The sequence below is a fragment of the Streptomyces sp. NPDC043867 genome, from assembly GCF_056435845.1.
The window spans coordinates 161438-173548 of record NZ_JBWKDS010000011.1 but is presented as its reverse complement, the minus strand read 5'-3'; the positions used below and the strand labels follow the sequence as shown (position 1 = coordinate 173548).

Below are 12111 nucleotides of genomic sequence, written 5' to 3'. Positions count from 1 at the left end.
GGAGGGGGACAAAGGAGAGGCGGAAGCAAAGGGGGAGAACAAACGAGGGGGGGTTCGTGCTGGGGGGGGGAGCGCCTAGCAGCTGGGGGGGGGGGGGGGGGCGCGGCCGCCCCCCCCCCCCCCCCCCGGTGCGCCGAGTCTCAGGAAGCCGGAGGATGCGCGGGTGTCTTGTCCGGCGGAGGCGTCGCTCCGCGCTCGTCCCGGTGCGCGAGCCGGTCCATGGCGTCCTCGGCCTGGCCCGTACCCGTCCGGCCCGTACCCGTCCGGATCCGGTCGCTGGACTCGTCCTTGGTCGTCTCGCCGGCCACGCTCGCGGCCCTGTCCAGACCGTGCCGGATCGTGTCACCGTGCCGGTTCGCGAGGTCCGGGACCTGGTCCCCGGCCGGGACGGGCCTGGAACTCAGCTTGTCCGGAAGACCCACGGTCCGCCTTCTCGCGCGGGTGCGGTCACTTGCGGGCGCCCTCGCCGGCCTCGCTGTCGGCGGCCTCGTCGGCGGACTGCTGCTTGGGGATCTCCACGCCGTCGGACGCGGTGGCCTCCAAGGACTCCTCCGGAGCGGCCCCGCCCCCGCCCCCGGTCCCGGGCGATTCCTTCGCCCCCTCCGCCGCGTCCGCGTCGGCTCCGGCCGTCACCGTGCCGGCCGCCTCGGCGGCCGACGTCTCCTCCGTGGCCTTCGACCTCCGAAGAAGTCGTGCAAAAACGCCCATATTCACTCCATGCGCTACTCGTGCGGGGGAAATCCCGCGCTGACCGGTGTGCCTGTTCGCGCCGCCCGGGCAACCGGCTCTCGAAATCGGCGGCCGAAACCACGCAACAGGCAACGACCCCGGACCGGTGGCGTCACGTAGCTCGTTCGAGGAGTGGTCCCGGGGTTTGCGAGACTGGGGCGGTGAGCAGCGCACCCCCCGCCCCCCGCGTCATCGCCGTCGTCGGCCCCACCGCGGCAGGAAAGTCCGATCTCGGCGTCTTCCTGGCCCAGCGCCTCGGCGGTGAGGTCGTCAACGCCGACTCCATGCAGCTCTACCGAGGGATGGACATCGGCACCGCCAAGCTGACGCGCGAGGAGCGCGGTGACGTCCCGCACCACCTCCTGGACATCTGGGACGTGACGGTCACCGCGAGCGTCGCCGAGTACCAGCGGCTCGCCCGCGCCCGCATCGACGCGCTGCTCGCCGAGGGCCGCTGGCCGATCCTCGTGGGCGGCTCCGGGCTCTACGTCCGCGGGGCGGTCGACCACCTGGAGTTCCCCGGCACCGACCCCGACGTGCGCGCCCGGCTGGAGGAGGAGCTGACGCTCCGCGGCTCCGGCGCGCTGCACGCCCGGCTGGCCGCCGCCGACCCCGGCGCTGCCCAGGCGATCCTGCCCAGCAACGGCCGCCGGATCGTCCGCGCCCTCGAGGTCATCGAGATCACCGGCAAGCCCTTCACCGCCAACCTGCCCGGCCACGACTCCGTCTACGACACCGTCCAGATCGGCGTCGACGTCGCCCGTCCCGAACTCGACGAGCGCATCGCCCGCCGGGTGGACCGGATGTGGGACGCGGGGCTCGTCGACGAGGTGCGCGCACTTGCGGCGCAGGGGTTGCGCGAGGGGCGTACGGCGTCCCGGGCGCTCGGCTACCAGCAGGTACTCGCCATGCTCGCGGGGGAGTGCACCGAGGACGCGGCACGTGCCGAGACCGTGCGCGCCACCAAACGCTTCGCGCGCCGCCAGGATTCCTGGTTCAGACGCGACCCCCGGGTGCACTGGCTCAGTGGGGCTGCGGCGGATCTCACAGAACTCCCCGGGCTCGCACTGGCGTTGCTCGAACGACCGGTCACAGCCTGATCACGTCATGGCATCGGGACGCTCAGGCCGTCATCCCGGCCTCCGGCGCCGTGCCATCATCGAGCTTCGATCGACCAGTGAAGTCCGAGTTGGGAGGGCGCGTGGCGATGGAGGCCGGCCCTCGTGACACCGCACGTGACGCTGAGCACGACGCCGATCCGGACGGACCCCGTCCGGGCCTCGGTCCGGACGGAGCGAGCCTGGGCACCGACCCGGACGCGGAGCGTCTGAGCGCCGACGGGCCCGAGGACATCCTGGACGGGGTGACCGCCGACGGCCCGACCCCGGACGAGCTGTCCGCCCAGGCCGAGGTCGAGGTGGTCGAGCTGCGCCCGCAGCGCCGGCTGCGGATCTGGCAGCTCGCGCCCATCGTGGCGCTGGCGGCCGTCGGCTCGCTGATGTTCGCGTTCCCGCTCGCCTTCGAGTTCGGTGACGGCGGAGCCGTGGTCGCCATGCTCGGTCTGCTGATCTGCGCCTGCTCCGCCGGCTGGGGCATGATGGCCGCCCGCCGGGTCGGCCACACCTGGCCCGGCCTGCCGCAGCGCGGCTCCGGACGGCGGCCCGACTGGCGCGTGGTCATCGCGTACGTGGTCGTCGTCGCCGCGGTGGCGGTGCTCGCCGTGTGGCGCGTGGCCCGACTGCGCTGACCGGGACGGTTCCGCCCCGTGGACCGACGCCGACCGCTGTCGTACGCACCCCGTACGATCGAGGGATGAGCACGCGGATCGCCTTCCTCAAGGGTCACGGGACCGAGAACGACTTCGTGATCCTCCCGGACCCGGAGAACGCCCTCGACCTGCCCCCGGCCGCCGTCGCCGCCCTGTGCGACCGCCGCGCGGGCATCGGCGGTGACGGCCTGCTGCACGTCGTCCGGTCCGCCGCGCACCCCGAGGCCCGGGAGATGGCGGCCGAGGCGGAGTGGTTCATGGACTACCGCAACGGCGACGGATCCGTCGCCGAGATGTGCGGCAACGGCGTGCGCGTGTTCGCCCGCTACCTCCAGCGGGCCGGACTGGTGACCGAGGGGGACCTCGCGGTCGCCACGCGCGGGGGCGTGAAGAGCGTCCACATCGCCAAGGCGGGATCCCCCGGCGGCTCCGCCGCGGGTGACATCACCGTCGGCATGGGCAGGGCCGTGTTCCCCGCGGGCGACGTCACCGTGAGCGTCGGCGAGCGCAGCTGGCCCGCGCGCCACGTGAACATGGGCAACCCGCACGCGGTCGCCTTCGTGGACGATCTCGCACACGCCGGCGACCTGTTCACCCCGCCGCCCTTCAGCCCGGCGTCCGCCTACCCGGACGGGGTGAACGTGGAGTTCGTCGCCGACCGCGGCCCCCGGCACGTCGCCGTGCGCGTGCACGAGCGCGGCGCGGGCGAGACCCGATCCTGCGGCACGGGCGCCTGCGCCGTGGCCGTCGCCGCCGCCCGGCGGGACGGCGCCGACCCGGCCGGGACCGGCACCCCGGTGACGTACACCGTGGACGTGCCCGGCGGCACGCTCGTGATCACCGAGCGCCCGGACGGCGAGATCGAGATGACGGGCCCCGCGGTGATCGTCGCCGAGGGAGAGATCGACGCGGAGTGGTTCGGCGCCGGGCGCGCCTGACCGGCCGTGCCGTCCCGCCTCGCGCAGATCCGAACCGTAAACCCGAAAACCTTCGCTCGAATGGGTGATCCGTTTCACGCTCGGCGGGAGGCGGTCAGCCGGGCGTGGTGGGCTCGGTAGCATCAAGCACCGGCCCGGACGGGGGAACGACATCAGCCCCTGAGCCGTGTACGCCCTGGGGCACCCCGTCCACCGGTCTACGCAGCCGGAGGTGCCCATGAGTGCGGAGGCGACGAATCCCGCGACGCCAGGCCCAGCGCAGCCGTCCCCCGAGCCCGCGCTCCCGCTCGGGCGCGAGGCGGCCCCGGCACACCGCAGGAAGGGCCGTCCGCGGATCGACCTGCGCCGCCTGGGCCGGGCCGCACTGCTTGGACCCGCGGCCCGGGACCGGCTGCCCGACGCGATCGGCCACGTGGCCGAGGCCCACCGCGCCCACCACCCCGACGCCGACCTGGAACCGCTGCGCCGGGCGTACGTGCTCGCCGAGTCCTCGCACCGCGGCCAGATGCGCAAGAGCGGCGAGCCCTACATCACGCACCCGCTGGCGGTCACCCTCATCCTCGCCGAACTGGGCGCGGAGACCACGACGTTGACCGCCTCCCTGCTCCACGACACCGTCGAGGACACGGACGTGACGCTCGATCAGGTGCGCGCGGAGTTCGGCGAGGAGGTCTGTTACCTCGTCGACGGCGTCACGAAACTGGAGAAGGTCGACTACGGGGCCGCCGCCGAGCCCGAGACGTTCCGCAAGATGCTCGTCGCCACCGGCAACGACGTCCGGGTCATGTCGATCAAACTCGCCGACCGGCTGCACAACATGCGCACCCTGGGCGTCATGCGCCCCGAGAAACAGGAACGCATCGCCAAGGTGACGCGGGACGTGCTCATCCCGCTCGCCGAACGGCTCGGCGTGCAGGCGCTCAAGACCGAGCTGGAGGACCTGGTCTTCTCGATCCTGCACCCCGAGGAGTACGAGCACACCAGGGAACTGATCGACGACAACGCGGCCCGCCGCGACGACCCGCTCGGGGAGATCGCCGAGGAGGTGCGCACCGTCCTGCGCGAGGCGGGGATCCCGGCCGAAGTCGTCATCCGGCCACGGCACTTCGTCTCCGTGCACCGGGTGTCGCGCAAACGCGGGCGGATGCGCGGCTCCGACTTCGGGCGGCTCCTGGTGCTCGTCAACGAGGACGCCGACTGCTACGGCGTCCTCGGCGAGCTGCACACCTGCCTCACCCCGGTGGTCTCGGAGTTCAAGGACTTCATCGCCGTACCGAAGTTCAACCTGTACCAGTCGCTGCACACGGCGGTCGCCCGCGGGGACGGCGAGATCGCCGAAGTCCTCATCCGCACGCACCAGATGCACAAGGTGGCCGAGGCCGGAGTCATCGCCCTGGGCAACCCCTACGCCACTCCCGCCGACGAGCAGACGGACGGCGCGGGGGAGCGCTCCTTCGACGGCGAGCGCGCCGACCCCACCCGGCCCGGCTGGCTCTCCCGACTCCTCGACTGGCAGGAGGCCGCCACCGACACCGACACGTTCTGGTCCACCCTGCGCGAGGACCTCGCCCAGGACCGCGAGATCACCGTCTTCCGGGCCGACGGCGGCTCGCTGGGCCTGCCCGACGGCGCCAGTTGCGTGGACGCCGCCTACGCCCAGTACGGCGAGGACGCGCACGCCTGCATCGGCGCGCGCGTCAACGGCCGTCTGGCGACGCTGAGCACGGTCCTGCGGGACGGTGACACCGTGCAGCTGCTGATGGGCCAGGACGCCGCCTCCGAGCCCTCCCGGGAGTGGCTGGAGCACGCGCACACGCCCGCCGCCCGCATCGCCATCCAGCGCTGGATCGCCACTCACCCCGCACCGCGTGCCACGCAGACCCCCGAGGCGCCCGCCGCGGCTCCGAGGCCCGCCGCCGAAGGGCCCCCCGCGCGGCCGGGCGCCGCCAACGCCGTCGTCGACCAGCCCGGCGCGTCCGTGCGCCTCGCCGGCTGCTGCACCCCCGTACCGCCCGACGAGGTGACCGGCTTCGCCGTACGCGGGGGAGTGGTGACCGTCCACCGGCTCGAATGCCCCGCCGTGGAGCGCATGAAGGGCGTGGGGCGCGCGGAGGTCGGCGTGCGCTGGGGCGACACCACCGAGTGCCGCGTCACCCTCGTCGCCGAGTCCTTCGGGCGGCCCCATCTGCTCGCCGACCTCACCGAGGCCATCGCCCTGGAGGGCGTCGCGATCGTCTCGGCCACCGTCGAACCGCCGAGCCAGCAGCGGGTACGGCACACGTACACCCTCCAACTCCCGGACGCCGCACACCTCCCCGCCCTGATGCGGGCCATGCGCGACGTGCCGGGCGTCTTCGACGTCAACCGCGCGCAGCACTAGGCGGCCGCCGCCCAGTGACCGCCGAGGGCGCCCGGCGGGTACCCGTTCGGGTGGGCCCGGTGCGCGCCGTCACCGCGGAGGGGGTGCGCGCTGGTAGCGGTGGTTCATGCTGCTCACCCCCCGCCCCGGGAGGCGGCGCGTCACGACGGCGCTGCTCGCCTCCGCCGTGTCCGTCTGCCTCCTCGCCGCGAGCGCCCCCTCACCGGCCGTCCCGCTCGGCGTCGGCGACCGCCTCTTCCCGCACCTGGGCAACCCCGGCTACGACGTCACGTCGTACGACCTCGACTTCACCTACGCCGGCGCGAACGACAAACCGCTCACTGCCGTCACCACCGTCGCCGCCCGGACCACGAGCCCGCTGGAGCGGATCAACCTCGACTTCGCGCACGGCACCGTGCGGGAGGTCGAGGTGAACGGCGTACCGGCGACGTTCACGAGCGCGGGCGAGGACCTGGTGGTCACCCCGCCGGCGCCGGTCCCGGCCGGCACGGCCCTGCGGGTCACCGTGCGGCACACCAGCGACCCGGTGTCCGCCCAGGGCCGGGACGGCGGCTGGGTGCGGACCAGGGACGGCCTCGCCATGGCCAACCAGGCCGACGCCGCCCACCTGGTCTTCCCGTGCAACGACCACCCCTTCGACAAGGCGATGTTCACCATCCGTGTGACCGCGCCCGAGGGGTACACGGCGGTCGCCAACGGACTGCCCGCGGGAACGGACCGGCGGGCCGGCGCCACCACCTGGACGTACCGCACCGAGCACCCCATGGCCACCGAACTGGCCCAGGTGTCCATCGGGCGCTCCACGGTGGTGCACCGCGGCGGCCCGCACGGGCTTCCCGTCCGCGACGTCGTGCCCACCAAGGACCGGGACCGCCTGGAACCGTGGCTCGCGAAGACGCCGGGCCAGATCGCCTGGATGGAGGAGAAGGTCGGCCGGTACCCCTTCGAGACGTACGGGCTGCTGATGGCCGAGGCGCAGACCGGTTTCGAGCTGGAGACCCAGACCCTCTCCCTGTTCGAGAAGGACATCTTCACCGAACCCGCGTACCCGAAGTGGCTCGTCGAGTCGGTCATGGTCCACGAGCTGTCCCACCAGTGGTTCGGCGACAGCGTCAGCCCGCGCACCTGGTCCGACCTGTGGCTCAACGAGGGGCACGCCACCTGGTACGAGGCCCTGTACTCGGAGGAGAAGGCCGGCCGGCGCATGGAGACGCGGATGAAGGCGGCCTACCGCGCCTCCGACTCCTGGCGGGCCGCGGGCGGGCCGCCCGCCGCGCCCAAGGCGCCCGATCCGGGTCAGAAGATCAGCATCTTCCGGCCCAACGTCTACGACGGCGCCGCGCTGGTGCTGTACGCGCTCAGGCAGGAGATCGGGCGCCCGGCCTTCGAACGCCTGGAGCGGACCTGGGTTGCCCTCCACCAGGACGGCACGGCGACGACGGCCGACTTCGTGGACCTCGCGTCGACCCTGTCCGGGCGCGACCTGACCGGGTTCTTCAAGGCGTGGCTCCACGGGGAGAGGACTCCGCCCATGCCGGGGCACCCGGACTGGAGGAGCGACGCCCCCAAGGCGCGCGGAGGCAAGGGTTAACTCGCGTGACGAGACGGGGCGTGCCGTGCGACCATCTTTCTGGTCGGCGGCACGGCCTCCCGGGGCACGTGCGGCGGACGCCGGGAATCTCCCGGCGCCCCCGGGCGTTGTCCACCATGACGGGCGACGTCCGTTGCCGCATCGCATTCCCATCGACGTAAGGATCCAATGACCTCCTCTTCTTCCCCTTCCCAGGACGCGCAGAGCGTCGCGGCGCAGAACTACCCCGAAGGTCTTCGGGCCGATGCCCTGATGGAAGAGGACGTCGCCTGGAGCCACGAGATCGACGGAGAGCGGGACGGCGAGCAGTTCGACCGCTCCGAGCGGGCCGCCCTGCGCCGTGTCGCGGGTCTGTCCACCGAGCTCGAGGACGTCACCGAGGTCGAGTACCGGCAGCTCCGCCTGGAGCGCGTCGTACTCGTCGGGGTGTGGACCACGGGCAGCATGACCGACGCGGAGAATTCGCTGGCCGAGCTGGCCGCCCTCGCGGAGACCGCGGGTGCGCTCGTGCTCGACGGCGTCGTGCAGCGCCGCGACAAGCCCGACGCGGCCACGTACATCGGATCCGGCAAGGCCAACGAGCTGCGGGACATCGTCCTGGAGACCGGCGCCGACACCGTGATCTGCGACGGTGAGCTGAGCCCCGGCCAGCTGATCCACCTCGAGGACGTCGTCAAGGTCAAGGTGATCGACCGGACCGCCCTGATCCTGGACATCTTCGCCCAGCACGCCAAGTCCCGAGAGGGCAAGGCGCAGGTCGCGCTCGCGCAGATGCAGTACATGCTGCCGCGACTGCGCGGCTGGGGTCAGTCGCTGTCCCGTCAGATGGGCGGCGGCAAGGGCGGCGGCCTCGCCACCCGTGGTCCCGGTGAGACCAAGATCGAGACGGACCGGCGGCGGATCCGCGAGAAGATGGCGAAGATGCGCCGTGAGATCGCGGACATGAAGACCGGCCGCGAGATCAAGCGTCAGGAGCGCCGACGCCACAAGGTGCCCTCGGTCGCCATCGCGGGCTACACCAACGCGGGCAAGTCCTCGCTGCTCAACCGCCTCACGGGCGCGGGCGTGCTCGTCGAGAACGCGCTGTTCGCGACCCTCGACCCGACCGTCCGCCGGGCCGAGACCCCGAGCGGCCGGCTGTACACGCTGGCCGACACGGTCGGTTTCGTCCGGCACCTGCCGCACCACCTGGTCGAGGCGTTCCGCTCCACGATGGAGGAGGTCGGCGACTCCGACCTGATCCTGCACGTGGTGGACGGTTCGCATCCGGCCCCGGAGGAGCAGCTGGCCGCCGTGCGCGAGGTCATCCGCGACGTGGGTGCCACGAAGGTGCCCGAGATCGTGGTGATCAACAAGGCGGACGCCGCCGACCCGCTGGTCCTTCAGCGGCTGATGCGGATCGAGAAGCGGTCCATCGCGATCTCCGCCCGCACCGGCCGGGGCATCGCCGAGCTGCGCGCGCTCATCGACAACGAGCTGCCGCGTCCCTCGGTCGAGATCGAGGCGCTCGTGCCGTACACGCAGGGCCAGCTGATCGCCCGGGCGCACGACGAGGGCGACGTCATCTCCGAGGAGCACACCCCGGAGGGCACCCTGCTCAAGGCGCGGGTGCACGAGGAACTGGCGGCGGATCTCGCGCCGTACGTCCCCGCGCCGCTCGCCTGATCCCGGGCGCCGCACCGCAGGCGCAGGACCGGCGGCGAGCCGGACCGTACGGCGGCCGAAGTCCCGCTCCCCTCGCAGGGGGCGGGACTTCGCCGTGTGCCGTGGCGGAGCGCTGCTGTGCCTACCGGCCGCCGTACTTCTTGCTCATGCTCCGGTAGAGCGCCTCGGCGCCCGCACCGAGCTGCGGTCCGGCGAGCCAGGTGTGGTCGGACGGGCCGATCGACGTGTTCGACACCAGCTTGGTCCTGCCGTCGACGACACGGAACCAGCCGCCGCCGGACGAGCCGCCCGTCATCGTGCAGCCGATGCGGTACATCGTCGGCAGACCCGGGCTGAGCGAGAGCCGCCCCGGCCGGTCGACGCACTTGAACATGCTCAGACCGTTGTACGGCGGCGCGGCGGGGTAGCCCCAGGCACCCATGGCGCCGGCACTCCGCGCGGAGGGCGCGGAGAAGTCCACGTCCAGCGCGTTGCCGACCGTCTCCTCCAGGGACTTGGCGCCCCGCTCCGGCTTCACGTGCAGCACGGCGTAGTCGTACGGGGCGCCGGCACCGCCCGTCTCGTCACCGCCGGAGATCCACTCGCGGGAGGTCGAGGCCCAGTCGGCCCACCACTGGCCGTACGGTGCCATCTCCGCGGCGGTGGCACCGCTCAGCTGCGCCTCGGACTTGTCCAGGTCGTTGTAGGACGGGACGAAGGCGATGTTGCGGTACCAGCCGCCGCTGCCGCCCGCGTGCACGCAGTGGCCGGCGGTCCACACCAGGTTGGACCTGCCGGGGTGGTTGACGTCCCTGACGACCGTGCCGGAGCAGACCATCGACCCCTTGGGCGAGTCGAAGAAGACCTTGCCGACCGGGGCCGCGTTCCGGTGGTACGGCGTCTTCTCCGCCGTGGCCCTGACCGGCTCCGGTGCGGGGTCGCTGACGCCCTGGTCGGCGGACGCGTCCTTCGCCGCGATCGTCTTGTCCGGGTCCTCGGCGGACTTCATCCGCTCCGGCTTCCACAGCCCCTTGATCACCGGGTTGACGAAGTCCTTGGCGTCACTGAGCCACTTGTCCTTGTCCCAGTTCTTCCAGCCGCCGTCCTTCCACCGGTCGACGTCGATGCCGTGCTCCTTGAGCCGGTCGGCGAGGTCGCCGGGAATCCGGGCCTTGTCCTCGCCCGCCCCCTGGGACGTGCCGGCCGCGGGCTTGTCGCTCGCCCTGTCGTCGCCCGAGCCGCAGGCGCTGGCGGTGAGCGACAGGGCCGCGACGATCCCCGCGGCCACGAGAACGCCGGGTCTGCCGCGCCGGGGTGCGACGGACGTACGTATGGAACGCATGTGGTGGGAACCCCCGTTGAAGCGCTTATGTCATGTGCTGGTCAGGTGCGGAGTCGGTCCTCGGCGGACCCGCTCGAACGCGACACCCCACTATGCCCGGGTGGTTGCGGGGGAACGCTGGTGGGGTGGTGAAGCTTTCCCCGCGCGCTGTCCGTGCGCCGTCCGTGGGCCGTCCGTTGTGCCACCCCGCCACCGTCCGTCCGCGCCCGGTCAGGCCGGGCGGGTCACTGTCCGGCGAACTTCCCACTGACCGAGTCGTACACACCCTTGGCCTCGGCCCCCAGGTGCGGGCCCGCCAGCCAGCCCGAACTCACCGGACCGATCGAGGTGTTGGAGACCAGAGCGGGCTTGCCGTCCGCCCCCTTCGCCACCCAGCCGCCGCCGGACGAACCGCCGGTCATGGTGCAGCCGATGCGGTACATCGTCGGGTCGGACTTCACGATCGACAGCCGCCCCGGCTCGTCCGTGCACTGGAACAGCTTCTGCCCGTCGTAGGGCGCCGCCGCCGGGTAGCCGGTCGCGGTGATGCTCGACACCTCCGGTACGGCCGGCGCGTTGAAGTCCACCGGCAGTGCCGAACCGACCGTCTCCTCCAGGGACTTGCCGTCGCTGCCCTTCTCCGGGGTCACATGCAGCACGGCGAAGTCGTACGGCGCACCCTCGCCGCCCGTGGCGCCACCCTGCTCGATCCACTGGTCCGAGGTCTGCGCCCAGTCGCTCCACCACACGCCGTAGGGAGCGATCTCCGCCTTGGCGGCGCTCTGCAACTGGGACGCGTTCTTGCCGGCGTTGTTGTAGGCCGGTACGAAGGCGATGTTGCGGTACCAGCCGCCCTTCTTGCCCGCGTGCACGCAGTGGCCCGCCGTCCACACCAGGTTCGACTTGCCCGGGTGGGCCGGGTCCTTCACCACGGTCGCCGAGCAGACCATCGTGCCCTCGGGGGAGTCGAAGAACACCTTGCCGGCCTCGGGCACGCGCTCGTGGTAGGCGGCCTGCACCGACCGGGCGGGCACGGGAGCCGGGGTCGCGTCGGTGACGCCCTGGTCGCCGGAGATGTCGTTCTCGTCGACGCCCTTGTCCTGGTCCGGGTCGTCCGCGTCACGCATCCGGTCCGGGTCCCACAGGTCCTTGATGATGGGGTTGACGAACTCGTCCGCCTCGCGCAGCCAGTCGTCCCTGTCCCAGTTCTTCCAGGCGCCGTTCTTCCACTTGTCGATGTCGAAGCCGTGCTCTTTGAGCTTGTCCTTGACGTCCTGCGGGATCTTGATCTTGCCGTCGCCGCTCCCGGCCGCGGAGGCGGACGCCTCGGCGTTCGTCTGCTCGTCGCCCGAGCCGCACGCGGTGGCGGTGAGCGCCAGCGTCGCGGTGAGGCCGACGGCGACCAGGACGGGGGAGGTTCTGCGGCGCGTGCTCCCCCCTCGGCGAGCGGTGAAGGGCGGGCGTATGGATCGCATGGTGTGAACTCCCCCTGGACGTGAGAAATGTCTGCGCTGCCTCGGCGGCGGCCGTACCTGTGCACTTCCGTACGGAGCCGCCCCTCCGGACCCCTTCGGCAGGGGGCCGGGCGGTGCCGATCGGGCGGCCGGGCCGGTGACCCGCCCGCACTTCTGAACGGCACCACACACTATGCGGTCGCTGTGGGGGAGTTCCGACGGAACGGCAACGGTTCCGTCACGGCAAGGATCTTCACCTCACCCGCTTCCCCGTGCCTGCCTCGTC

The 12111-nt window shown here is 72.3% G+C and carries 10 protein-coding genes; 6 read left to right on the top strand and 4 right to left on the bottom strand.

From position 1 onward, the window contains the following. Nucleotides 1–140: 140 nt before the first annotated feature. Complete coding sequence (locus AC069T_RS13990) at nucleotides 141–422, bottom strand: antitoxin (protein ID WP_478782958.1); 282 nt, start codon at nucleotides 420–422, stop codon at nucleotides 141–143. 25 nt (nucleotides 423–447) lie between these two features. Then, nucleotides 448–708 (bottom strand): hypothetical protein, encoded by a 261-nt coding sequence (locus AC069T_RS13985; RefSeq protein WP_478782957.1) that lies wholly within the window; start codon nucleotides 706–708, stop codon nucleotides 448–450. A 182-nt stretch (nucleotides 709–890) separates the two neighbouring features. Here AC069T_RS13985 and miaA point away from each other — a divergent pair, with 182 nt between their 5' ends. From miaA to hflX, 6 genes are all read left to right on the top strand, one after another. Next, the gene (miaA, locus tag AC069T_RS13980; protein ID WP_478782956.1) at nucleotides 891–1829 is read left to right on the top strand and encodes a tRNA (adenosine(37)-N6)-dimethylallyltransferase MiaA; all 939 of its coding nucleotides are present in this window, start codon (nucleotides 891–893) and stop codon (nucleotides 1827–1829) included. Between the two features lie 107 nt (nucleotides 1830–1936). Next, nucleotides 1937–2476 (top strand): hypothetical protein, encoded by a 540-nt coding sequence (locus AC069T_RS13975; RefSeq protein WP_478782995.1) that lies wholly within the window; start codon nucleotides 1937–1939, stop codon nucleotides 2474–2476. A 65-nt stretch (nucleotides 2477–2541) separates the two neighbouring features. After that, nucleotides 2542–3435, top strand: coding sequence for a diaminopimelate epimerase (gene dapF / locus AC069T_RS13970; RefSeq protein ID WP_478782955.1), 894 nt, complete (start codon nucleotides 2542–2544; stop codon nucleotides 3433–3435). A 217-nt stretch (nucleotides 3436–3652) separates the two neighbouring features. Further along, complete coding sequence (locus tag AC069T_RS13965; protein ID WP_478782954.1) at nucleotides 3653–5815, top strand: RelA/SpoT family protein; 2163 nt, start codon at nucleotides 3653–3655, stop codon at nucleotides 5813–5815. Between the two features lie 106 nt (nucleotides 5816–5921). Then, nucleotides 5922–7406, top strand: coding sequence for a M1 family metallopeptidase (locus AC069T_RS13960; RefSeq protein ID WP_478782953.1), 1485 nt, complete (start codon nucleotides 5922–5924; stop codon nucleotides 7404–7406). Between the two features lie 168 nt (nucleotides 7407–7574). After that, the gene (gene hflX, locus AC069T_RS13955) at nucleotides 7575–9071 is read left to right on the top strand and encodes a GTPase HflX (protein ID WP_358851449.1); all 1497 of its coding nucleotides are present in this window, start codon (nucleotides 7575–7577) and stop codon (nucleotides 9069–9071) included. 121 nt (nucleotides 9072–9192) lie between these two features. Here hflX and AC069T_RS13950 read toward each other — a convergent pair whose 3' ends face one another. Then, nucleotides 9193–10392: a trypsin-like serine peptidase gene (locus AC069T_RS13950; protein WP_478782952.1), complete on the bottom strand. Its 1200-nt coding sequence runs from the start codon at nucleotides 10390–10392 to the stop codon at nucleotides 9193–9195. A 224-nt stretch (nucleotides 10393–10616) separates the two neighbouring features. Continuing rightward, entirely contained in the window at nucleotides 10617–11846 is a 1230-nt protein-coding gene (locus AC069T_RS13945) for a trypsin-like serine peptidase (protein ID WP_478782951.1), read from the bottom strand. Nucleotides 11847–12111 lie beyond the last annotated feature (265 nt).